This is a genomic window from Streptomyces sp. TN58 (assembly GCF_001941845.1).
In the GTDB taxonomy this organism is placed as follows: Bacteria; Actinomycetota; Actinomycetes; order Streptomycetales; family Streptomycetaceae; genus Streptomyces.
Genome location: NZ_CP018870.1, coordinates 5,492,141 through 5,515,663, shown reverse-complemented (window position 1 = coordinate 5,515,663; position 23,523 = coordinate 5,492,141). Strand labels below are relative to the sequence as shown.

Below are 23,523 nucleotides of genomic sequence, written 5' to 3'. Positions count from 1 at the left end.
GGCTCCGGCGGAAAACCGCCGGAGCCTCTTGGACAGAGCGTCAGTTGCCCGTCATCCGGGCACCCGCGACGTCAGTTGGGGACCACCGTGACCTCACCGATCCCGAGGGCCCGCACGGGCTCCTCGATCACCGAGGCGTCGCCCACCAGGATCGTGACGAGCCGGTCCGCCGGGAACGCCTTCACGACGGCCGTGGTGGCCTCCACCGTGCCGGTCTCGGCCAACTGCGCGTACAGCTGCGCCTGGTAGTCGTCCGGCAGCTCCTGCTCGACCTGGTCGGCCAGCGTGCCGGCCACCGAGGCCGCCGTCTCGAACTTCAGCGGGGCCACGCCCACCAGGTTCTGCACGGCCACATCGCGCTCGGCGTCGGTCAGGCCGCCCTCCGCGAGGGTGCGCAGCACCTTCCAGAGGTCCTCCAGCGCCGGCCCGGTGTTGGGGGTGTCCACCGAGCCGCTGATGGCGAGCATGGAGGCGCCCTTGCCGTCGGCCGTGGAGCGCAGCACCTGGCCGAAGGCGCGCACGCCGTAGGTGTACCCCTTCTCCTCGCGCAGCACCTTGTCCAGGCGGGAGGTCAGGGTGCCGCCCAGGCAGTAGGTGCCCAGCACCTGGGCCGCCCAGACCCGGTCGTGCCGGTCCGTCCCGATGCGCCCGATCAGCAGCTGCGTCTGGACCGCCCCCGGCCGGTCGACGATGACCACGCGGCCGGTGTCGTCGGCGGTCACGGGGGGCACGGGGCGCGCCTCGGCGGTGTCGCCGGTCCAGGCGCCGAGGGTGTCCGCGAGCACGGCGTCCAGGTCGATGCCGGTCAGGTCGCCGACGACCACCGCGGTGGCGGTGGCGGGGCGTACGTGGGCCTCGTAGAAGGCGCGTACGGCGGCGGCGTCGATCCGGGCGACCGTCTCCTCGGTGCCCTGGCGCGGCCGGGACATCCGCAGGGACGCCGGGAAGAGCTCCTTGGAGAGCTGCTTGGCGGCGCGGCGCTGGGGGTTGGCCAGCTCGTGCGGGATCTCGTCGAGCCGGTTGCGGACCAGCCGGTCGACCTCGGCGTCGGCGAAGGCGGGGGCGCGCAGCGCCTCGGCGAGCAGGCTCAGCGCCTTGGCCAGCCGGGAGGCGGGCACCTCCAGGGAGACCCGCAGGCCCGGGTGGTCGGCGTGCGCGTCGAGGGTGGCTCCGCAGCGCTCCAGCTCGGCCGCGAACTCCTCGGCGGAGTGCTTGTCGGTGCCCTCCGACAGGGCGCGCGCCATGATGGTCGCCACGCCGTCCAGGCCCTCGGGCTCGGCGTCGAGGGGCGCGGCGAGGTTCACCTCGACCGCGACGACCTGCTGGCCCGGCCGGTGGCAGCGCAGCAGGGTCAGCCCGTTGGGCAGCGTCGAGCGCTCGGGCGCCGGGAAGGCCCACGGCTGCGGCTCGCCGGCCTGCGGGCGCGGGTGGAAGGTCATCGTGACGGCTGCGGTGTCGCTCACTGCTCCGCCCCCTCGTTCTCGTCGCTGCCGGCGTTCTCTTCGCCCTCTCCGCCCTCCGCGCCCTCGGCCGCGTCCGCCGCCAGGGGCTCGTAGACGAGCACCACGCGGTTGTCGGGACGCAGTCGGGCCGCGGCGACGGCCTGCACCTCCTCGGCGGTGACGTCGAGGACCCGCTGTACGGCGGTGAGCGCCAGCTGCGGGTCGCCGAACAGCACCGCGTACCGGCACAGTTCGTCGGCGCGGCCGGCCACCGTGCTCAGCCGGTCCAGCCACTCGCGCTCCAGCTGCGCCTGGGCGCGCTCCATCTCCTCCGCGGTCGGGCCCTCGGCGGCGAACCGGGCCAGCTCCTCGTCGACGGCCGCCTCGATGGCGGGGATCTCGACCCCGCTGGAGGTCTTGACGTCCAGCCAGCCCAGCGACGGCGCCCCGGCCAGGCGCAGCACGCCGAAGCCCGCCGCGACGGCCGTCTGGTCCCGGCGTACCAGGCGGTTGTGCAGCAGCGAGGACTCGCCGCCGCCGAGGATGGTGAGCGCCACGTCCGCGGCGTCGCACTCGCGGGTGCCGTCGTGCGGCAGGCGGTAGGCGGCCATCAGCGCCCGCGCCGGGACGTCCTCGACGATCTCCTCGCGCAGCTGCTCCCCGATGATGTCGGGCAGCGAGCCGTCGCGGGGCGGCTGCTTGCCGTCGTGGGAGGGGATGGTGCCGAAGTACTTCTCGATCCAGGCGAGCGTCTGCTCGGGGTCGATGTCGCCGACGACCGACAGCACCGCGTTGTTGGGCGCGTAGTACGTACGGAAGAAGGTGCGCGCGTCCTCCAGGGACGCGGCGTCCAGGTCGGCCATGGAGCCGATCGGCGTGTGGTGGTACGGGTGGCCCTCGGGGTAGGCCAGGGCGGTCAGCCGCTCGAAGGCGGTGCCGTACGGGACGTTGTCGTAGCGCTGGCGGCGCTCGTTCTTGACGACGTCGCGCTGGTTCTCCATGGACTCCTCGTCCAGGGCGGCCAGCAGCGAGCCCATCCGGTCCGCCTCCAGCCAGAGCGCGAGCTCCAGCTGGTGGGTCGGCATCGTCTCGAAGTAGTTGGTGCGCTCGAAGCTGGTGGTGCCGTTGAGGGAGCCGCCGGCACCCTGGACCAGCTCGAAGTGGCCGTTGCCCGGTACGCTCGCCGAACCCTGGAACATCAGGTGCTCGAAGAGGTGAGCCAGGCCGGTACGCCCCTTGACTTCGTGGCGCGAGCCGACGTCGTACCAGAGGCAGACCGCGGCGACCGGGGTCAGGTGGTCCTCGGACAGCACCACGCGCAGGCCGTTGGCCAGCCGGTGCTCGGTCGCTGTCAGGCCGCCGGAGCCGGCCTGGGCTGTGGCCGTGTGACCCATGGGCATGTGGTCCCTTCGATCGCGATGCAGAGATTTCCGTCAGACCTGCCACTGTATGCAAGCGCGTCGGCCACCGGATAAGTTCCCGGGCCAGACCTGGGTCGGAGTCGGCGTTGTCGGCCCCCCGGGCCACAATGGTCGGCGTCGTACCCCTGCCGACAGCGGCAGGACCCAGCCAGACCCCCGCCAGACCAGCCAGACACCCAGCACATACATTCTTGGTTAAGGAGCCGCGCAGCGATGGCCCGCCGCAGCACGAAGACCCCGCCGCCGGAGGATTTCGAGGAGAAGATCCTCGACATCGACGTCGTCGACGAAATGCAGGGCTCCTTCCTCGAGTACGCGTACTCGGTGATCTACTCCCGTGCCCTGCCCGACGCCCGGGACGGCATGAAGCCGGTGCACCGCCGCATCGTCTACCAGATGAACGAGATGGGCCTGCGCCCCGACCGCGGGTACGTCAAGTGCGCCCGCGTCGTCGGCGAGGTGATGGGCAAGCTCCACCCGCACGGCGACGCGTCGATCTACGACGCCCTCGTGCGCATGGCGCAGCCCTTCTCGATGCGGCTGCCGCTCGTCGACGGCCACGGCAACTTCGGCTCGCTCGGCAACGACGACCCGCCGGCCGCGATGCGCTACACCGAGTGCCGCATGGCCGACGCCACGTCCCTGATGACGGAGTCGATCGACGAGGACACCGTCGACTTCACCGCCAATTACGACGGCCAGGAGCGGGAGCCGGTGGCGCTGCCCGCCGCCTACCCGAACCTGCTGGTCAACGGCGCGTCCGGAATCGCGGTCGGCATGGCCACGAACATGCCCCCGCACAACCTCGGCGAGGTCATCGCGGCCGCCCGCCACCTGATCCGCCATCCGCACGCGGACCTGGAGGCGCTGATGCGCTTCGTACCGGGTCCCGACCTGCCGACGGGCGGCCGGATCGTCGGGCTCTCGGGCATCAAGGACGCCTACGAGAACGGCCGCGGATCCTTCAAGATCCGCGCGACGGTGGCCGTGGAGAACGTCACGGCCCGCCGCAAGGGTCTGGTCGTCACCGAACTGCCCTTCACGGTCGGCCCCGAGAAGGTCATCGCGAAGATCAAGGACCTGGTCGGCTCCAAGAAGCTCCAGGGCATCGCCGACGTCAAGGACCTCACCGACCGCGCCCACGGCCTGCGCCTGGTCATCGAGATCAAGAACGGCTTCCACCCGGAGGCCGTTCTGGAGCAGCTCTACAAGCTGACGCCGATGGAGGAGTCCTTCGGCATCAACAACGTGGCGCTGGTGGACGGGCAGCCGCTCACCCTCGGCCTCAAGGAGCTGCTGGAGGTCTACCTCGACCACCGCTTCGAGGTCGTCCGGCGGCGCAGCGAGTTCCGCCGCACCAAGCGCCGGGACCGGCTGCACCTCGTCGAGGGCCTGCTGGTGGCCCTGATCGACATCGACGAGGTCATCCGCCTCATCCGCGACAGCGAGAACTCCGCCCAGGCCAAGGCCCGGCTCATGGAGCGGTTCTCGCTGAGCGAGACCCAGACCCAGTACATCCTGGACACCCCGCTGCGCCGGCTCACCAAGTTCGACCGCCTGGAGCTGGAGTCCGAGCGCGACCGGCTGACGGGCGAGATCGACGAGCTGACCGGGATCCTGGAGTCCGACAACGAGCTGCGCAAGCTGGTCTCCGCGGAACTGGCCGCCGTCGCGAAGAAGTTCGGCACCGAGCGCCGTACGGTCCTGCTGGAGTCGGCGGGCACCGCGGTCGCGGCCGTGCCGCTGGAGGTCGCGGACGACCCGTGCCGGGTGCTGCTGTCCTCGACGGGCCTGCTGGCCCGTACGGCGAACGGCGAGCCGCTGCCGCAGGACGAGGGCGGCTCCCGGGCGAGGCACGACCTGATCGTCTCGCAGGTCGCCGCGACCGCGCGGGCCGACGTCGGCGTGGTCACCTCCGCCGGCCGGCTGCTGCGGCTCCCGGTGATCGACCTGCCGCAGCTGCCGGACACGCACGCCGCGCCGAACCTCGCGGGCGGCGCGCCGGTCTCGGAGTTCCTCTCCGGGCTGGAGGCGGACGAGAAGGTGGTCTGCCTGACCTCGCTGGACGAGTCCTCGCAGGGGCTCGCACTGGGCACCGAGCAGGGCGTGGTCAAGCGCGTCGTGCCGGACTACCCGGCGAACAAGGACGAGCTGGAGGTCATCACCCTCAAGGACGGTGACCGGATCGTCGGCGCGGTCGAGCTGCGCACGGGCGAGGAGGACCTGGTCTTCATCACCGACGACGCCCAGCTGCTGCGCTACCCGGCGGGCCAGGTGCGTCCGCAGGGCCGCCCGGCGGGCGGTATGGCGGGCGTCAAGCTCTCCCAGGACGCCAAGGTGATCCACTTCTCGGCGGTCGACCCGGGGCGGGACGCCGTGGTGTTCACGGTGGCCGGCTCGCACGGGACCCTGGACGACTCGATGCTGTCGGGGAAGCTGACCCCCTTCGACCAGTACCCGCGCAAGGGCCGTGCCACCGGCGGCGTGCGCTGCCAGCGGTTCCTGAAGGGCGAGGACCTGCTGGTGCTGGCCTGGGCCGGCGCCGCCCCCGCCCGCGCGGCGGCGGCCAACGGCGCTCCGGCCGAGCTGCCGGCGGCGGACCCGCGCCGGGACGGTTCTGGGGCGCCCCTGCCGTCGGCGGTGGCGGCGCTGGCGGGACCGGCGCTGTAGGAGGTTGCGACCATTCGGGTGGTACGTCCGGGGGACGTACCACCCGAATGGCGACTAGTGTTTTCCCTCTTGGCACTGTCGGGTGGGGCGGGAGAACACAGAGCTGATGAGTCGTCGGTCGGGCGGTTTGATCGGGGACTGGGCCGAGGCCCAGCGCCGGATGCAGCAGACACAGCTGATCCAGCACCGCGAGGCGGAACGCCGGCAGCGGGCGTACGAACGAGAGGCGGCCCGCAGCCACCGCCAGCACCGGGAGGCCGAGGCGCGGCGGCGCACCGCAGAGATCGACGCCGAGGTGGCCGCTCTGCAAGGCCTGCTGGTGGAGGGCTGCCGGGCGCCGGCGTTCCGGACGTCCGCCCTGGTCCGGTCCGAGCAGCTGGAGCCGTTCAACCCGGGATCCCTGGCACAGCCCGTGCCGATGCCCCGCATCGAGCAGTTCCAGCACCAGAGCAGCGGCTGGACGCTCGGCTCGGCCAACCGGGCGCAGGCCGAGCGGGAGGCGCACGCCCGGTACACCCAGGCCTGGCAGGCCGCGACCGCCGCCGAGGCGCAACGGCAGCAGCAACTGGCGGCGTATCGCCAGCAGTACGACCAGTGGGCGGCTCAGCAGCTCGCCGGAATCCGCGCGCACAACGACGGCCTCGCCGAGCTGGCCCGCGCGCTGCGTGCGGGCGAAGCGGAGGCGGTGGTCGAGTACTTCTCGGCCGCGCTGTACACCTCCACGGCCTGGCCCGAGGTGCTGCCGCGCCAGGTGGCGGCGGCGTACGACCCGGCCAGGCGCGAGCTGGTCCTGGACTGGGAGCTGCCGTCCTACACGGTGGTTCCGGAGGCCCGTTCGGTGCAGTACCTGCCGAGCACGGACCAGGACAAGGTGAAGCCCCGCCCGGTCACCGAGCGGCGGGCGCTGTACCGGGACCTGCTGGCGCAGTCCATGCTGCTGGTGGTGCGTGAGATGTACGCGGCGGACGAGTTCGGCGTGCTGGACTCGGTCGTGGTGAACGGCTTCGTCGACTGTCCCGATCCGGTGACGGGTCAGCAGGCGCAGTTCGTACTGGCCTCGGTGCCGGCGCCGCGCAGCACCTTCACCGGGCTGCGGCTGGAGCAGGTCAGCGCGGTGGACTGCCTGGTGGAGGGACTGCGCGGGCAGCTTTCGGCGCGTCCCGACCAGCTGACGGCCGTACGCGCGGGGCGCAGGCCCGACGAGGTCGGCGGAGAGGTCGTCAGCCACGGCGGGCACGCGGACGGCGGCGAGGACGAGCCGGACCTCTTCGCGATGGACCCGATCGCCTTCGAGAACCTGGTGGCGGAGCTCTTCCGGGCGATGGGCATGGAGGCGCTGACCACCCAGCGGTCCGGTGACGGCGGCGTGGACATCGAGGCGAACGACCCTGCCCCGATCACGGGCGGACGGATCGTGGTCCAGGTCAAGCGCTACCGCAACACCGTGCCGCCCACGGCGGTCCGGGACTTGTACGGCACGGTCCAGGACAAGGGGGCGAACAAGGGGGTGCTGGTCACCACCTCGTCCTTCGGTCCCACGTCGTACACCTTCTCCAACGGCAAGCCGCTGGAGTTGGTTCCCGGGGAGCAGCTGGTGGAGCTCCTGCACCGGTACGGGTTGCGCGGGCGCCTCGGCGGCGGCCCGGCGGCGGCGGTCCCGGCGCAGCGCGTCGCCGCGGAACCCGCCCCGTCGGACGACCACAACGTGCTCGGCATGACCTGGTCGGGCCGGGTCGCGCTGGACGTGTGCGCCCTCGTGTGCACGGGCAGCCGGGTGCTCAGCGAGGACCACTTCGTGTTCTTCAACAACCCGTGCACGCCCGACGGTTCGGTGCGTGCCCGTGCGCACGCGGCGCCGGACAAGGCGGCGCTGGAGGTCTCCTTCGACTCCCTGCCACGCGAGGCCGACCGGCTGGTGCTGGTGGCCGCCGTCGACCCGGAGGCCGATCCGCACGCCGACCTGGCCGGTTTCACCGACGCCCGGATCCGGCTCCTGGACGCGGCGGGCGCGGAGGCCGGGCAGCTGGAGGTCTCCGACGGCCGGGCGGGCGAAACGGCGCTGGTGCTCGGCTCGTTCCGGCGCCGCGCCAACGGCGACTGGGACTTCGTGATCGGCGGCAAGGGCTACCGCGGCGGCCTGGAGGACCTCCTGCGCGAGTACGGGGTGGAGGTCGCGTAGAGGTGGAGCGGGCAAACGGGTCCGGTGAAGGGACGCCGGAGCCGGTCTGGACGGTGGCCGCGAACGTCGTGGCCTGGCGTCGTTGCGGAGTCGGCGGCCAGGAACTGCGCCCGGGAACGAAGTTCTTCAAGGGCGGGGCGAAGGTGTACGTGGCGAAGGTGTACTGGGGTCCGGGTGGTGACCGGGTCACCGTGGCGGGGCGGGAACGGCACACCGGCCGGTGGATCGTCATCGACACGGCGACGCGCCACCTGTACGGCTTCCGACCGAAGCTCGTCCACACGCCGCGCGTCCTGGAACGGCTGCGCGAGGAGCGCTACGCGCGCGGCTTCACCTCGGCGGACTACGCGGTGGACGCCTCCGCGGCGCTGGAACGGTACGCGCTCCAGTACCGTGCCGCGACGTCTGCGGGCAGTCCGCATCCGGACCGCTGCCTGTGTCACGCCTGCCTCACCGGCGAGGCCGCGTACGCGGAGGGCTCCGGCGGTCCGGCCGCCGCCGGGTGACGGCACGGACCCGCCCCGGTCACGCGGCCGACCCGGATCTCCCGCATCACGTGGAGAAAGTGTTATCGCCGCCCGTCCCACAGGTCTCCCATGTGTCAGGCCAGGTGGGCCGTCACACCTCTGAGGAGATGCGATGCAGTTGCGCGAGGACGAGTTCGGGCAGGGCGTGGACCGGGCGGCACCGGACCGGCCGTCGGGGCCGCGTCACGCGGGCCGGGCTGCCGGTGGCCGCCGCCGGGTCCGCAGGAAGGTGTCCGTGCCGACGGCGGTCGCCACCGTGGTCCTGCTGACCGGGGCGGGGAGCGCGTACACGCTCATATCCGCCGAGGCCCCCGCCCGCACCGCGGCGACGGCTTCCTCCTCGGCCCCCGACGGCGGTGGCGCGGGCATCCTGGGCGGGACGGGCCCCGTCGACGGCCCGCCGACCGGCCCGGCATCACCCGCCGCCGAGCCGGGTGCGACGGAAGGGACCTCTGGGGCCGAGGCGACGCCCGTCCCCAGCGCGACGGCCGCCCCCTCGCGCACCGCGGCTACGGCGGAGCCCTCGGCGAAGCCGTCCGCGAAGAACGACCGGCCCACGAAGCCGACGCGCGGCCCTGCGGGCAGCGGTCCGGTGGGGCCGGACCCGAAGGTGCCCGGTGCCCGCACCTCCACGAAGGACGTGCGGACGGCCCAGACGCTGTCCCTGCAGCTGCTGAACGGCGAACGGGCCACCGTCGGCAGGCCTCCCCTCGTCCTCAGGCAGGACCTCGGCGACTTCGCGCGCAGGTGGGCCGAGCACATGAAGAGGAACGGATTCGGCCACTCCTCCAACGAGGAGCGTGCCTACCTGAACACCGGCTCGCGCACCTGGACGGGCGAGAACATCGTGTGGTGGAGCGATGCCTCGATGACCGCGCAGGAAGCCGCCGAGAAGTTCCAGTCGATGTGGCGCCACAGCCCGGGCCACTACAAGGCGCAGGTCAGTCCGGACTTCACCGAGGTCGGCGTGGGCCTGTACCACGACGCCTCCGGCTGGTGGGGCGTCCACAACTTCTCGGACGGCAAGTAGGGGCGGCTCGGCACTGCGTGGTCAATCCGTCCAGGGCGCTTCGGACGGGTCCGGCTCGCGGGCGTCGCCCCAGTCCTCCGCGGGCCGGTCCACGTAGCGCAGCACGCCCCACATGCTCTCGGGGTTCGCGTCCTGCGGGGCCTCTTCGAGGCAGGCCTCCAACTCGCGTACCAGGCCCTGGCCGTCGGTGCCCGCGCCGATCAGGACCAGCTGTGTCAGGCGTGGTTCGCCCGGCCCCCAGGGCCTCGGGGCGAAGCGGAGGAAGCGGCCGACGGCCTGGATCTCGTAGCGCTCCTCGTGTCCGGGGACCCCGAAGTACACGAAGCCCTTGATCCGGTAGAGCCCGGCCGGGCGCCGGTCGAGGAAGTCCATGAACCGGCGCGGGGAGAGGGCCTGCCGCGAGGTGAACTCCGTGCTCTCGTAGGCGGCGTGGGTGTGGGCGCAGCGGTCGTGGCCCTCGGCCTCCGCGAGCAGGTCCTCGAAGGACAGCTGCCCGCGGGTCTCGGTCCAGGGCCGGCGGTCGAAGAGCAGCTCCGGGTCGACACGGCCGTGGTCGGCGCCCACGACGGGGGTGCCCGGTGCGCAGAGCGCGGCGAGTTCGGTCTGGATCCTGGTCCGTTCGCCCGCGGTGACCCGGTCGGTCTTGTTGAGCACCACCAGGTCCGCGACGGCGAGGTGGCGGTCGGTCTCGGGATGCCGGGCCCGGGTGGCGTCGAATTCCGCCGCGTCCACGACCTCCACCATGCCGCCGTACCGGACGGCCGGGTTCTCGTTGGCCAGCAGCATGCGGATCATCTCCTGGGGTTCGGCCAGGCCGCTCGCCTCGATGACGATCACGTCGATGCGGTGGACGGGCGCGGAGAGCTTCTCCAGGTACGCGTCCAGTTCACTGCCGTCGACGGCGCAGCACAGGCAGCCGCCGCCGAGGGAGACCATCGAGTCCCCGACCTGGCCGGCCACCGACATCGCGTCGACCTCGATGGAGCCGAAGTCGTTGACGACGACGCCGATACGGGTGCCCCCGCGGCCGGCGAGGAGGTGGTTCAGCACGGTGGTCTTCCCGGATCCGAGGAATCCGGCGAGGACGACGACGGGGATGGGCTGCCTGCTGTTCATCCGGTCGATCGTAGCCAGGGCGGGTCAGCCGAGGAGCGGCACCGGCTGCGGAGGGGTGGGGCCGGTGTACCGGGCGGCCGGTCGGATGATCTTCGAATCGGCGGCCTGTTCGAGGATGTTCGCGCTCCAGCCGACGACCCGGGCGGCGCAGAAGGTCGGGGTGAACATCTCGCGCGGCAGTCCGCACAGCTCCATGACCACGCCCGCGTAGAACTCCACGTTGGTGTGCAGCTCCCGGCCCGGCTTGAGTTCGGCGAGGATCTCCTCCACCTGGCGCTCGACCTCTACGGCGAAGTCCACGAGGGGGCCGCCGAAGCCGAGGGCGATCTCGCGCAGCATGCGTGAGCGGGGGTCCTCGGTGCGGTAGACGGGGTGCCCGAAGCCCATGATCCGGTCGCCGGCGAGGACGCGTTCGCGGATCCACGGTCCGATCCGGTCCACCGTCCCGATCGCGTCGAGGGTGTCCAGGGCGCGGCTGGGGGCGCCTCCGTGCAGCGGGCCCGAGAGGGCTCCGATGGCCCCGGTCAGGCAGGCGGCGACGTCGGCGCCGGTGGAGGCGATCACCCGGGCGGTGAACGTCGAGGCGTTGAAGCCGTGGTCGACGGTGGATATCAGGTACCGCTCGACCGCGCGGGCCCGTACCGGATCGGGCTCCTCACCGGTCAGCATGTAGAGGTAGTTGGCGGCGTACGGGAGGTCCGCGCGCGGCTCGACCGGCTCCAGGCCCTGGCCCAGCCGGTGCAGGGCGGTCAGCAGGGTCGGTACGGCGGCGCAGGCGGCCAGCGCGTCCGCGGCCCGGCGCTCGGGGGTCAGGTCGTACACCGGCCGGAAGCCGGCGGACGCTCCGAGGAGCGAGAGCGCGGTGCGCAGCCCGGCCAGCGGGCCGGAGAGCCGGGTCGCGCGGGCGAGGTCCGGCAGGACGGCCCGCACCTCCTCGGGGAGCGGGCGCAGTGCGGCGGTCTCGGTGGCGAAGGCGGCGCGCTCGGCGGCGTCCGCCGGGAGCGTGCCGCGGAACATCAGGTGCCACACGTCCTCGAAGCCGCGGCCGGCGGCGAGCTCCACGGCCGAGTACTGGCGGTAGTGGTAGAAGCCCTCGCGGCCCCGGACGTCGCCCAGCGCGGTGTCGGTGACCACGACTCCCGCGAGGCCACGAGGTGCTTCGGTGGTGCTGTCGGTGGCGCTGTCGGTGGCGCTGTCGGTGGTGTTCATGCATCGACCATCCATGATGGATTCAATCGATGTCAATATTGATTGAATCAATACATCACTCCATCTGTAGGGTGTTCGGTATGAGCGACCAGACGGACGGCGGACGCAGGCTCAGCACGCGGGAGGCGGCCCGGGTACTCGGCGTGAAGCCGGCGACGGTGTACGCCTACGTCAGCCGGGGCCAGCTCGCCAGCCGCCGCGATCCGGCGGGGCGGGGCAGCAGCTTCGACGCCGCCGAGGTGGAGGCGCTGGCCCGCCGCAGCCGACGCGAGGCGGCGGCTCCCGCCGCCGGTGAGCTCTCCGTCCGCACGGCGCTCACCCTGATCGAACCCGACCGGTTCTACTTCCGAGGCGTCGACGCCGTGGCCCTGGCCTCGGAGTACCGCTTCGAGGAGGTCGCCGAGTGGCTCTGGACGGGGGCCCCCGGCCGCGGGGCCCGGTTCACCGCCCCTGCGGAGGCGCTGGAAGCGGCCCGTAGGGCGGTGGACGCCCTGCCCGCGCACAGCGGCCCGATCGACCGGCTGCGGGTGGCCGTCGCCGCCGCCGCGGTGGCCGATCCGCTGCGCTTCGACCTGTCCGAGGAGGCGGTACTGGGCTCCGCGCGCTGCCTGATCCCCACCCTGGTCGGCGCCCTGCCCGCGGCGGGGACCGCGGGCAGGGCGCCAGGCACCGCGCCGGTCGGCGACGACCTCATCGCCCACCGGCTGTGGTCCCGGCTGACACCGCGGGAACCGGACCGGGACGCGCTCGCCGTACTGGACCTGGCCCTGGCCCTGCTGGTCGACCACGACCTGGCCGCCTCCACCCTGGCCGTACGGGTGGCAGCGTCGGCGCGCGCGCATCCGTACGCGGCGGTGTCGGCGGGTCTCGGTGCGCTCGAAGGACCCCTGCACGGCGCGGCGGGGCGGCTCGCGCACCGCATGCTGGTGGAGGTGCTGGAGCAGGGCGGCGCGGCGCCGGTGGTCGCCGAGTACCTGCGCGCGGGACGCCGGGTCCCGGGCCTCGGGCATCGCCTCTACCAGGGCGAGGATCCGCGGGCGGGGGCACTGTTCGCACGGCTGGAAGGGCTGGAGCAAGCCGCCCCCGCCCTGGCCGCGGCCCGCGAGGTGGCCGCGGTGACGGCCCGCCAGGGCGGGCTGGACCCCAACGTGGACCTGGCGCTGGCGGTCCTGACGGTCTCGTGCGGCATGGCCGCCGAGGCCGGGGAGACGGTCTTCGCGGTGGCCCGCACGGCGGGCTGGATCGCCCACGCGCTGGAGGAGTACCAGGAGCGCCCGCTGCGGATGCGGCCGAGCGGCCAGTACCACGGCCCGCGCCCGCCCCAGCCGATGCCGTAGCTCCCGTGCAGGCGGCACAGCGGCCGCCACACCGTTCGCCGGCGGCCCCCGCCCTGCGGCCTTGACCCGCGGTGACCCGTGGAACACGGTGCGGGCACGACGGGAGTGGGGTACCCGACAAGCGAGGCGCACATGTTCCGCTCGTGCCGGGGCCGACCTACCGTTGCTGCCCATGCGGTTCCCCCACATGAGCGCTCGGCGCCTCGGGCTGCCCAGACGGGCGGTCTCGCAGATCCTGCTGACCCAGCTGGCCATCGCCGCCGGCGTCGTCGTGCTGGCCACGGGGCTGTTCCTGGCACCGCTCGGCGCGCAGCTCGACGACCAGGCGATGCGGCGGGCACTGGCCATCGCCCAGAGCACCGCGGCCGACCCCGCGATCGCCGCCGGCCTCCTGGACTCCGGGGCGTCGCCGGACAGCCCGGTGCAGGCATCGGCCGAGCGGATCCGCAGGGCGACGGGCGCCGAGTACGTCGTCGTGCTCGACCTGGACGGCATCCGCCGCTCGCACCCGAGTCCCGAGCGGATCGGGCTGCGCGTCTCCACCGACCCGGGCGACGCCCTGGCCGGCCGCGAGGTCATGGAGATCGACGACGGGACCCTGGGCCGCTCCGCCCGCGGCAAGGTCCCCCTCGTCGCCGCCGACGGCGAGATCGTCGGCGCGGTCTCCGTCGGCATCGCCTACGACAGCGTCCGCGACCGGCTGCTCGGAGCCGTCCCGGGGCTCCTCGCCTACGCCGGCGGGGCCCTGGCCGCGGGCGCCCTCGCCGCCTACCTCCTCTCCCGCAGGATCCAACGCCAGACCCGCGACCTGGCCTTCTCCGACATCGCCGGCCTGCTCGCCGAACGCGAGGCGATGCTGCACTCCATCCGCGAAGGCGTGATCGCCCTCGCCCCCGACGGCCGCGTCAGACTGGTCAACGACGAAGCCGCCCGCCTGCTCGGACTCGCCCCCGACACCACCGCCGGCTGCGCCGGACGCCCGCTGGAGGACGTCCTCGGCGCCGGCCGCACCGCCGACGTACTCTCCGGCCGCGTGACCGGCCGGGACCTGCTCACCGTCCAGGGCCCCCGGATCCTCGTCGCCAACCGCATGCCCACCGCGGACGGAGGCGCCGTCGCCACCCTGCGCGACCGCACCGAACTGGAGCACCTGAGCCGCGAACTCGACTCCACCCGCGGCCTCATCGACGCCCTGCGCGCCCAGGACCACGAGCACGCCAACCACCTCCACACCCTCCTCGGCCTGCTGGAACTGGGCCTGCACGAGGAAGCGGCCCAGTTCGTGACCGACGTCGCCGGCGTGCACCGCACGACCGCCGAACAGGTCACCGAGAAGGTCCGCGACCCGCTGCTGGCCGCCCTCCTCGTCGGCAAGGCCACCGTCGCCGCCGAGCGCGGCATCCCCCTCCGGCTGGCTCCGGCCACCCTCCTGCCCGACCGCCTGGTCGACCCGGGCGGGCTCGTCACGATCGTCGGCAACCTCGTGGACAACGCCCTGGACGCCGCCGCCGGCGCGGCCGCGCCCCTGGTGGAGGTGGAGCTGCGCGCGGAGGGCCGTACCGCCGTGCTGCGGGTGCGCGACAGCGGCCCCGGTGTCCCCGCCGCGCGCCGCGAGGAGATCTTCACCGAGGGCTGGTCGACCAAACAGCCCCGGTCCCACCGCGAGCGCGGCCTCGGCCTCGCCCTCGTGCGCCGCCTGGCGGAGCGGCAGGGCGGCAGCGCCCGGGCCGGTGAAGCAGAGGACGGAGGGGCGGAATTCTCCGTCGTACTCCCGGAGGCCCTGCGGTGAACGAGACCCCGATCCACGTATTGGTCGTCGACGACGACATGCGTGTTGCCCGGATCAACGCGGCGTACGTCGCGAAGGTTCCCGGTTTCCGCGTGGCCGCACAGGCCCATTCGGCAACAGAGGCCCTGGACTTCCTCTCCGCCCATCCGGTGGACCTGGTCCTCCTCGACCACTACCTCCCGGACGGGAACGGCCTGGACCTCGTCCGCCGCCTGCGCCAGCGCGGCCACGGCACCGACGTGATCATGGTCACCGCCGCCCGCGACCTGGCCACCGTGCAGGCCGCCATGCGGCTCGGCGCCCTCCAGTACCTGGTCAAACCCTTCACCTTCGCCGGACTGCGCGCCCGGCTGGAGGCGTACGGCGGGCTGCGCCGCACCCTGGACACGGGCGGCGAGGCCGAACAGGCCGAGGTGGACCGGATCTTCGGAGCCCTGGCCGGCGCCGGCTCCGTGAACGAGCTGCCCAAGGGCCACTCCCCCACCACGGCGGAGCTCGTCCGCCGCGTCCTGCGCACAGCCGACGGCCCCCTGTCCACCCAGCAGATCGCCGACCGTGCGGGCATCAGCCGCCAGACCGCCCAGCGCTACCTCAAGCTCCTCGAACGCAGCGGCCGTGTCACCCTGGCCCTGCGCTACGGCGAGACCGGCCGCCCAGAGCACCGCTACACCTGGCTCCCCTCGGAAGGACCGGTCTGAGCCCTGCCCTCAGACCGCTCCGGCGCCGGTCAGGGAGCGCACCTCGGTCTCCGCGTGCTTCGCCTCGTCCGGTTCCTCGCCGGAACCGACCGTGCCCAGCCAACCGGCCAGGAAGCCCAGCGGAATCGAGACGATGCCCGGGTTCTGCAGCGGGAAGAGCTGGAAGTCGACTCCCGGGAAGAGCGACTCCGGGCTGCCCGACACCACGGGTGAGACCAGGACGAGCAGTACCGCCGGAACCAGGCCTCCGTACACCGAGCACACGGCCCCGCGCGTGGTGAACCGACGCCAGAACAGCGTGTACAGCAGCACCGGAAGGTTCGCGGAGGCCGCCACCGCGAAGGCCAGCCCCACCAGGAACGCCACGTTGAGGTTCTGGGCGAGCAGCCCCAGCGCGATCGCCACCGCCCCGATGCCCACGGCCGCGGCCCGGGCCACCGAGACCTCGCTGCGCTGCCTGGCGCGCCTCCGCTTGAGCGAGGCGTACAGGTCGTGCGCGACGGAGGCCGAAGAGGCCAGGGTGATGCCGGCCACCACGGCCAGGATGGTGGCGAAGGCGATGGCGGCGACGAAGGCGAACAGCACGGCGCCGCCGGTCGTTTCGGCTCCCCCGCCGAGGAAGGCCGCGAGCAGCGGAACGGCCGTGTTGCCCGAGGCGTTGGACGCCCGGACCTCGTCCGGCCCGAGCAGGGCCGCGGCGCCGAAGCCGAGCACGATGGTCATCAGGTAGAAGCCGCCGATCAGCGCGATCGCCCAGACCACCGAGCGGCGGGCCGCCCGGGCGGTGGGCACGGTGTAGAAGCGCGACAGGATGTGCGGCAGTCCGGCGGTTCCCAGGACCAGCGCGAGGCCGAGGCTGACGAAGTCGAAGCGGGCGGTCCAGTCCCCGCCGTACTTCAGGCCGGGACTGAGGAAGTCCGCTCCGTACCCGCTGCGTTCGGCGGCGGTGGTCAGCAGCCGGTCGACATCGCCGTGGAAGCGCAGCAGCACGAGCACCGTCAGCAGGATCGCCCCGCCCATCAGGAGCACGGCCTTCACGATCTGGATCCAGGTGGTGGCCCGCATGCCCCCGAAGGCCACGTAGACCACCATCAGGGCGCCCACCCCGATCACGGTGAGGGTCCGGGCGGCGGCGCCCGAGTTCCCGAGCAGCAGCGCCACGAGGCTGCCCGCGCCGACCATCTGGGCGACGAGGTAGAGCACGGAGACGACGACGGAGGAGATGCCGGCGGCGATCCGCACCGGGCGCTCGCTCATCCGGGCGGCGACCACGTCGGCGAGGGTGAAGCGCCCGCAGTTGCGCACCAGTTCGGCGACGAGGAACAGCACGAGCAGCCAGGCGACGAGGAAGCCCACCGAGTACAGCATCCCGTCGTAGCCGAAGAGGGCGATCAGACCGGAGATGCCGAGGAACGAGGCCGCGGACATGTAGTCGCCCGCGATGGCGAAACCGTTCTCCATCGGCGAGAAGAGCCTCCCGCCGGCGTAGAACTCCTCTGCCGAACCGTGCCGGTTGCGGCTGACCCAGGTGGTGATGCCCAGGGTCACCGCGATGAACAGGCTGAACAGCATCAGCGCGAGGGTCTGGTGCTCGGACGTCACCGGCCCGCCCTCCTCGCCCGGGTCCGCCCCTGGCCGCGTTCCTGCTCGAAGACGGTCCAGCGCAGGTCGAGCGCGGCCCGGTCCCGGCGCAGCCGTGCGTGCCGGGCGTAGGCCCAGGTGAGCAGGAAGGTGCTGAGGAACTGGCCGAGGCCCGCCAGCATGGCGACGTTGACCGCGCCCAGGACGGGCCGGGCCATCAGGCCGGGCGCGGCCGTGGCGGCGACCACGTAGGCGACGTACCAGAGGAGGAAGCCGGCGGTCGCGGGGACGACGAACCGGCGATAGCGGCTCCGGACCTCCTGGAAGGCGGCGCTGCGCTGCACTTCCAGGTAGATGTCGGATGCGCCGGGCGCCGGGCGGCCCGTCGGGGCCGGCCGTGGCGGGGACGGCTCCTCGCCCTCTCCCCAGCCGACGGCCAGCGCGTCGTACCAGGGGTCGTCCAGCCGGATCGTTCCGGCATCACGACCTTCGTGCTTGTCCACCGAACTCTCCTTGTCCGCTGCCGCATTGGCCGCGTGCTCACAAGGATGTGCGGAATGGACCGTTTCCGGACTGGTGTACCGGTGCTCTTCACTCCAACAGGTGATGGAGCGAAGGGCACCGGTGTGCCGGGGGCCTTCCCGCGTCAGGCGCGCCCCCGGCCTGCGGTGCCCTCGGGCTCAGGCGTCGATCCGCGAGCGGTCCAGCGTCGCCGCGGAGCTCGTGATGAACTCCTTGCGCGGGGCCACTTCGTTGCCCATGAGCAGGTCGAAGACCTGCTCGGCCGATTCCAGGTCGCCGATGTTGATCCGGCGCAGGGTGCGGAAGCGGGGGTCCATGGTGGTCTCCGCCAGCTGGTCCGCGTCCATCTCGCCGAGGCCCTTGTAGCGCTGGATCGAGTCCTTGTACCGGATGTTCTTGCGCTGGTACTCCAGAAGGGTCTGGCGCAGCTCGTTGTCCGAGTACGTGTAGACGTACTTGTCCTGGCCCCTCTTGGGCTGGACCAGCTCGATGCGGTGCAGCGGCGGGACGGCCGCGAAGACCCGGCCGGCCTCGACCATCGGGCGCATGTACCGCTGGAAGAGCGTGAGCAGCAGGCAGCGGATGTGCGCGCCGTCCACGTCGGCGTCGACGAGAAGCACGATCTTGCCGTAGCGGGCGGCGTCGATGTCGAAGGTACGGCCCGAGCCGGCCCCTATGACCTGGATGATCGCCCCGCACTCGGCGTTCTTGAGCATGTCCGAGACGGAGGACTTCTGGACGTTGAGGATCTTGCCCCGGATGGGCAGGAGTGCCTGGAACTCGGAGTTCCGGGCGAGCTTTGCGGTGCCGAGGGCGGAGTCCCCCTCGACGATGAAGAGCTCGCTGCGGTCCACGTCGTCGCTGCGGCAGTCGGCCAGCTTGGCGGGGAGCGAGGAGGTCTCCAGCGCGGTCTTGCGGCGCTGGGCCTCCTTGTGCTGGCGGGCGGCGATCCGGGTCCGTGCGGCCGCGACGATCTTCTCCATCACGGCGCGGGCCTGCTGCTTGTCGTCACGCTTCGTGGAGGTCAGGAAGGCCTTGAGCTCCTTGGCGACGACGGCGGCGACGACGCGGGTGGCGGCGGAGGTGCCGAGCACCTCCTTGGTCTGACCTTCGAACTGGGGTTCGGCGAGGCGGACGGTGACGACGGCCGTCATGCCCTCCAGGGCGTCGTCCTTGACCACGTCGTCCTCGGCGACGCGCAGCAGCTTGGCCGAGCGCAGCACCTCGTTGACCGTCTTGGTCACCGAGCGTTCGAAGCCGGTGACGTGGGTGCCGCCCTTGGGGGTGGCGATGATGTTCACGAAGGACCTGACGGTGCTCTCGTAGCCCGTGCCCCAGCGCAGGGCGATGTCCACGCCGAGCTCGCGGGTGACCTCGGTGGGGGTCATGTGGCCGCGGTCGTCGAGGACCGGGACGGTCTCCTTGAAGGTGCCCGATCCGGTCAGCCGCAGCACGTCGCAGGCGGCCTTGTCCTGGGCGAGGTACTCGCAGAACTCGCTGATGCCGCCGTCGAAGCGGAAGGTCTCCTCGGTCTTGCCGGCGCCGTCTGTGGCCCGCTCGTCGCGGACGACCAGGGTCAGGCCGGGGACGAGGAAGGCGGTCTGGCGGGCGCGCTGGTAGAGCGTCTCCAGGTTGAGGCGGGCGTCCTTGAGGAAGATCTGGCGGTCGGCCCAGTAGCGGATCCGGGTGCCGGTCCTGCCCTTGGGGATGCGCTTGACCTTGCGCAGGCCGTTCGCCGGGTCGAAGGGGCTCTCGGGGCCCTGCTCGGTGAACATGCCGGGAACGCCGCGGCGGAAGCTGATGGCGTGCGTGGAGCTGCCGCGGTCCACCTCGACGTCCAGGCGGGCGGAGAGGGCGTTGACCACGGAGGCGCCGACGCCGTGCAGGCCGCCCGACGCCGCGTAGGAGCCGCCGCCGAACTTTCCGCCGGCGTGCAGCTTGGTCATGACGACCTCGACGCCGGACAGGCCCGTCTTGGGCTCGACGTCCACGGGGATGCCGCGGCCGTTGTCCCTGACCTCGACCGAGGAGTCCTCGTGGAGGATCACCTCGATGTGGTCGCAGTAGCCGCCGAGGGCCTCGTCGACGGAATTGTCGATGATCTCCCACAGGCAGTGCATGAGGCCCCGGCTGTCGGTGGAGCCGATATACATGCCGGGTCGCTTGCGGACGGCCTCCAGCCCTTCGAGGACGAGCAGGTGCCGCGCGGTGTAGTTGGAACCGTCCCGGTCTGCTCCGGACAGCAGCGCGCTGGAAGGCACGGACGTGTCGGCGGTCACGCAGTTCGCTCCTCGCTGAATTTCTTTTCTGGCCCGGTCGGGCGCAGGGGCGGCTCGGGTGCCCGTCGAAGGGTACCGAGGCCAGGTAGAGCCGATGCAACGCCACCCTCGCGCTTTCCTCAGCCTAGTGCAGATCCGCACGGATGTTCGATCCCCCGGCCGGGTGAAGGAAACATCACGTTCCCTTCCGCGCATGAACCATTTAGGGTTCGGGCACGTCCTCATGAACAACCTGGCACTCACGCCGGGGAGGATGGAACTGCAACAAGCGCACGACTGACAACGCGAAACCGTAAAGCAACGCAATACGGCTCCTTCGCCGCCAACCGGCAACAGCCGGCCAGCTTCGGAAGGAAGTTTCGAGGAAAAGCCGCGAGCGGGAACGTTTTCGGCCTGGTTGGATGTTGACCCTGGTACGACAGCTCGTCGAGCTAGAGAAGAGGCGACGTGACTACTGTTCTGACACCCGCGACCCCGCTGACGGCCGCTGACCGATGCGACCGTTGCGGCGCCCAGGCATATCTGCGCGTCGTCCTGCTGAGCGGCGGTGAACTGCTCTTCTGCGCCCACCACGGTCGCAAGTTCGAGCCGGAACTCAAGAAGATCGCCGCGGAAATACAGGATGAGACCGAGCGGCTCACGTCCGCTCCGGCTGCCCACGCCGAACCCGAGGACCGCTGACACACAGGCCGAACCTCGCATCCGACGAGCCAGGACCGGCAAGGCCGGTCGACGGGCGGCACCCCTGAGACCCAGGGGCGCCGCCCGTCCTCACGTCGGGGGTCCGGCTACGGCACACGATGCCGCTGTACGGACCCTGCCCGCCCCCCGGAGGCCCGCGGAGGCGCCCATGCGGCGTTCTGCCCTCCGGCCGGCCGCGCGGCCCTCTCCGGCGCCGTCACGAAGCCGGCCAGCGGGGCGATCCGCGTGTACACGCCGGGGCTGTCGGCGCGCCCGCAGCCCCGCCCCCAGGAGACCACCCCGATGAGGCGCCCCTGCGCGACCAGCGGCCCGCCGCTGTCGCCCTGGCAGGCGTCCCTGCCGCCCCCACCGTCTCCCGCGCACACCATGGATGCGGCCCGGTACTGTCCGTCCGCGTCCCCGGGGTAGGCGCGCCCGCAGACGTCGTCGGCCAGCACGGTCACGCGTGCGGCCCGCAGGGCGTACGCGTAGTCACCGAACCCGCTCGTGTCGCCCCAGCCGTAGACGGCCGCCTCGGTGCCCGCCGCGTACGCGGGGTGCCCCGCCTCGGCCATGGGCAGCACGTGGTGGGCCGGCACGGCTTCCGCCAGCTCCAGTACGGCGAGGTCCCCGGCGTTGCTCTGCGGGTCGTAGTCCGGGTTGACCCGTGCCCCGCGCACGGCGATCTCCCGGCCGTCGGCCGCCCGGAGCTCCGTACGGCCCGCGATCACCCGGAAATCGGGCACGGACTCCACGGTGCCGCCGAGCACCTGCCGGCCCAGGCAGTGGGCCGCGGTGACCACACGGGTCGGGGCCACGACGACACCCCCGCAGAACTGCCCGTCGCGCGTACCCCCGAACCGGTCACGGCTGGCCAGGGCCACGACCCAGGGGCTGTCGGCCGCCTTCACCGGCTTGCCGCCGATCACCACGCTGTCGGCGGCCGCCCGGGGCATCTGGGCGAGCGGCGCCGCGGCCGTTCCCGCCGCCAGGGTCAGCGCGCCCGCCAGGACACGGGCAAAGGGACGACGCATGGGGCCTCCTGACTCCGAGTGTGCATGACTCAACCCAGAGTGGGATGCCCGGTGGCCGAGCGCACCCGCGCGGCCACCCCCACGACCTGCGGCGCCGCAGCCGGGGCTGCCGGCGCCGGGGCCGCCCGCCGGCTCAGTCCAGGTAGTCGCGCAGCACCTGGGACCGGGACGGGTGGCGCAGCTTCGACATGGTCTTCGACTCGATCTGGCGGATCCGCTCACGGGTGACCCCGTAGACCTTGCCGATCTCGTCGAGGGTCTTGGGCTGCCCGTCGGTGAGGCCGAAGCGCATCGACACCACGCCGGCCTCGCGCTCGCTCAGCGTGTCCAGTACCGAGTGCAGCTGCTCCTGCAGGAGCGTGAAGCTCACCGCGTCGGCCGGGACCACGGCCTCGGAGTCCTCGATGAGGTCGCCGAACTCGCTGTCGCCGTCCTCGCCCAGCGGGGTGTGCAGGGAGATCGGCTCGCGGCCGTACTTCTGGACCTCGATGACCTTCTCGGGGGTCATGTCGAGTTCTTTGGCCAGCTCCTCCGGGGTGGGCTCGCGGCCCAGGTCCTGGAGCATCTGGCGCTGCACACGGGCGAGCTTGTTGATGACCTCGACCATGTGCACGGGGATGCGGATGGTGCGGGCCTGGTCGGCCATGGCGCGGGTGATCGCCTGGCGGATCCACCACGTCGCATAGGTCGAGAACTTGTAGCCCTTGGTGTAGTCGAACTTCTCCACCGCGCGGATGAGGCCCAGGTTGCCCTCCTGGATCAGGTCCAGGAAGAGCATGCCGCGGCCGGTGTAGCGCTTGGCGAGGGAGACCACGAGGCGGAGGTTGGCCTCCAGCAGGTGGTTCTTCGCGCGGCGGCCGTCCTCGGCGATGATCTCCAGCTCGCGCTTGAGCTTGGGCGCCAGCTTGTCGGAGTTCGCCAGCTTGTCCTCGGCGAACAGGCCGGCCTCGATGCGCTTGGCGAGCTCGACCTCCTGCTCGGCGTTGAGGAGCGGGACCTTGCCGATCTGCTTGAGGTAGTCCTTGACCGGGTCGGCCGTGGCACCGGCCACCACGACCTGCTGGGCCGGGGCGTCGTCCTCGTCGTCGGAGATGACGAAGCCCTTGTTCTCCCCGCCCTCGTCCTCTTCCTCGCCCTCGGCCTTGACCGCGTCGGGACCCTCTTCCGGGTTCTCGTCCTCGCCGGCCTCGTCGGCGTCCTTCTTGGCGGCGGTCTTCTTCGCGGCGGTCTTCTTGGCAGCCGCCTTCTTGGCGGGCGCGGCCTTCTTCGCGGCCGTCTTCTTCGCGGCGGTCTTCTTGGCCGCGGGCGCCGCGGCGGCCTCCTCGACGGGGGCGTCCGGGGCCTGCGGGTCCGCGGCCTCGGCTTCGGCCGCGGCGGGCTGCGCCGCCGTCGCCCTGGCCGCCGTCTTCCTGACGGGCTCGGTGGCCGTCCGCTTGGCCGGGCTCTTCGCTGCGACGCTCTTGCGGGTGGTGCGCTTGGGCGACTCCGCGGCACTGACCATCAGCGTCACACCCTCTTCCTCAAGGATCTGGTTGAGGCTGCGCAGGACATTCTTCCACTGGGTCGCAGGAATCTGGTCAGCCTCGAAGGCCCGACGCACGTCATCGCCGGCGATCTGCCCCTCGGCCTTGCCCCGCTCGATGAGCGCCATCACAGACTCGGAATCGGCGATCTCCGGCGGGAGCGTACGGGATGTGCTGGCCGACACGAACAACCTCTCGGAACGATGGGAACGGCTTCCGACCCCGGGCCTGGTGGTGCTGGACCGGAGCCGACGACCACCGACCGGGGATGGGCCGGCGGCGCGGGCAGGGGCCGGGGAGCTGCACAGCACCCCCAAGGGCTGCTGTCTTCCCTCCGTCGGCCATCACCTCTTAAGTCATCGCGCGTCCTCGCGGAGCGTTACGCCCAATCTTCGTGGCCCGAGTCACACCCCGGGTACGCGGCTGCCGGTCATACGGTCACACCCCTCGGCTGCGGGGAGGAGAAGCGGCGGCCCCGTACGGCT

Annotated in this window: 17 protein-coding genes; 8 read left to right on the top strand and 9 right to left on the bottom strand. The window is 72.2% G+C overall.

The genetic code is table 11. From position 1 onward, the window contains the following. Positions 1 to 71: 71 nt before the first annotated feature. A complete protein-coding gene (locus BSL84_RS25135) occupies positions 72 to 1,439 on the bottom strand; it encodes a M16 family metallopeptidase (RefSeq protein ID WP_075972221.1) in 1,368 nt (455 codons plus the stop codon). Between the two features lie 20 nt (positions 1,440 to 1,459). Then, positions 1,460 to 2,836: a M16 family metallopeptidase gene (locus BSL84_RS25130; RefSeq protein WP_030026994.1), complete on the bottom strand. Its 1,377-nt coding sequence runs from the start codon at positions 2,834 to 2,836 to the stop codon at positions 1,460 to 1,462. A 240-nt stretch (positions 2,837 to 3,076) separates the two neighbouring features. Here BSL84_RS25130 and BSL84_RS25125 point away from each other — a divergent pair, with 240 nt between their 5' ends. From BSL84_RS25125 to BSL84_RS25110, 4 genes are all read left to right on the top strand, one after another. After that, a complete protein-coding gene (locus BSL84_RS25125) occupies positions 3,077 to 5,533 on the top strand; it encodes a DNA gyrase/topoisomerase IV subunit A (protein ID WP_045322614.1) in 2,457 nt (818 codons plus the stop codon). A 106-nt stretch (positions 5,534 to 5,639) separates the two neighbouring features. Further along, the gene (locus BSL84_RS25120; RefSeq protein WP_199838748.1) at positions 5,640 to 7,712 is read left to right on the top strand and encodes a restriction endonuclease; all 2,073 of its coding nucleotides are present in this window, start codon (positions 5,640 to 5,642) and stop codon (positions 7,710 to 7,712) included. A 53-nt stretch (positions 7,713 to 7,765) separates the two neighbouring features. Beyond that, positions 7,766 to 8,218: a hypothetical protein gene (locus BSL84_RS25115; protein WP_234308456.1), complete on the top strand. Its 453-nt coding sequence runs from the start codon at positions 7,766 to 7,768 to the stop codon at positions 8,216 to 8,218. Positions 8,219 to 8,351: 133 nt separating this feature from the next. Further along, positions 8,352 to 9,269, top strand: a complete 918-nt coding sequence (locus BSL84_RS25110; RefSeq protein ID WP_075971160.1) for a CAP domain-containing protein — start codon at positions 8,352 to 8,354, stop codon at positions 9,267 to 9,269. Between the two features lie 21 nt (positions 9,270 to 9,290). On the opposite strand, the gene BSL84_RS25105 is transcribed toward BSL84_RS25110, so the two are convergent. Both BSL84_RS25105 and BSL84_RS25100 read right to left on the bottom strand, forming a co-directional pair. Beyond that, positions 9,291 to 10,385 carry a CobW family GTP-binding protein gene (locus tag BSL84_RS25105; protein WP_045322617.1) on the bottom strand — a complete coding sequence of 365 codons (1,095 nt, stop codon included), beginning with the start codon at positions 10,383 to 10,385 and terminating at the stop codon, positions 9,291 to 9,293. Between the two features lie 24 nt (positions 10,386 to 10,409). Further along, a complete protein-coding gene (locus BSL84_RS25100; protein WP_075971159.1) occupies positions 10,410 to 11,594 on the bottom strand; it encodes a citrate/2-methylcitrate synthase in 1,185 nt (394 codons plus the stop codon). A gap of 80 nt (positions 11,595 to 11,674) precedes the next feature. On the opposite strand from BSL84_RS25100, the gene BSL84_RS25095 reads away from it, so the two are divergent. From BSL84_RS25095 to BSL84_RS25085, 3 genes are all read left to right on the top strand, one after another. Continuing rightward, positions 11,675 to 12,931: a citrate synthase gene (locus BSL84_RS25095; protein ID WP_075971158.1), complete on the top strand. Its 1,257-nt coding sequence runs from the start codon at positions 11,675 to 11,677 to the stop codon at positions 12,929 to 12,931. A gap of 187 nt (positions 12,932 to 13,118) precedes the next feature. Next, on the top strand, positions 13,119 to 14,720 hold the full coding sequence (locus tag BSL84_RS25090; RefSeq protein WP_234363505.1) for an ATP-binding protein: 1,602 nt from the start codon (positions 13,119 to 13,121) through the stop codon (positions 14,718 to 14,720). Between the two features lie 38 nt (positions 14,721 to 14,758). Continuing rightward, a complete protein-coding gene (locus tag BSL84_RS25085; protein ID WP_234308458.1) occupies positions 14,759 to 15,418 on the top strand; it encodes a DUF7342 family protein in 660 nt (219 codons plus the stop codon). Between the two features lie 9 nt (positions 15,419 to 15,427). Here BSL84_RS25085 and BSL84_RS25080 read toward each other — a convergent pair whose 3' ends face one another. From BSL84_RS25080 to BSL84_RS25070, 3 genes are all read right to left on the bottom strand, one after another. Then, a complete protein-coding gene (locus BSL84_RS25080) occupies positions 15,428 to 17,020 on the bottom strand; it encodes a cation acetate symporter (protein ID WP_075971156.1) in 1,593 nt (530 codons plus the stop codon). Continuing rightward, on the bottom strand, positions 17,017 to 17,502 hold the full coding sequence (locus tag BSL84_RS25075; protein ID WP_037662184.1) for a DUF485 domain-containing protein: 486 nt from the start codon (positions 17,500 to 17,502) through the stop codon (positions 17,017 to 17,019). Before BSL84_RS25075 ends, BSL84_RS25080 begins: the two co-directional genes overlap by 4 nt. Before the next feature lie 177 nt (positions 17,503 to 17,679). Next, on the bottom strand, positions 17,680 to 19,800 hold the full coding sequence (locus BSL84_RS25070) for a DNA gyrase/topoisomerase IV subunit B (protein WP_075971155.1): 2,121 nt from the start codon (positions 19,798 to 19,800) through the stop codon (positions 17,680 to 17,682). A gap of 447 nt (positions 19,801 to 20,247) precedes the next feature. On the opposite strand from BSL84_RS25070, the gene BSL84_RS25065 reads away from it, so the two are divergent. After that, the gene (locus BSL84_RS25065) at positions 20,248 to 20,481 is read left to right on the top strand and encodes a DUF7455 domain-containing protein (RefSeq protein ID WP_030028922.1); all 234 of its coding nucleotides are present in this window, start codon (positions 20,248 to 20,250) and stop codon (positions 20,479 to 20,481) included. 107 nt (positions 20,482 to 20,588) lie between these two features. Here BSL84_RS25065 and BSL84_RS25060 read toward each other — a convergent pair whose 3' ends face one another. Then, complete coding sequence (locus BSL84_RS25060; protein WP_079273287.1) at positions 20,589 to 21,515, bottom strand: S1 family peptidase; 927 nt, start codon at positions 21,513 to 21,515, stop codon at positions 20,589 to 20,591. Positions 21,516 to 21,648: 133 nt separating this feature from the next. Further along, the gene (locus BSL84_RS25055) at positions 21,649 to 23,223 is read right to left on the bottom strand and encodes an RNA polymerase sigma factor (RefSeq protein WP_267894050.1); all 1,575 of its coding nucleotides are present in this window, start codon (positions 23,221 to 23,223) and stop codon (positions 21,649 to 21,651) included. Positions 23,224 to 23,523 lie beyond the last annotated feature (300 nt).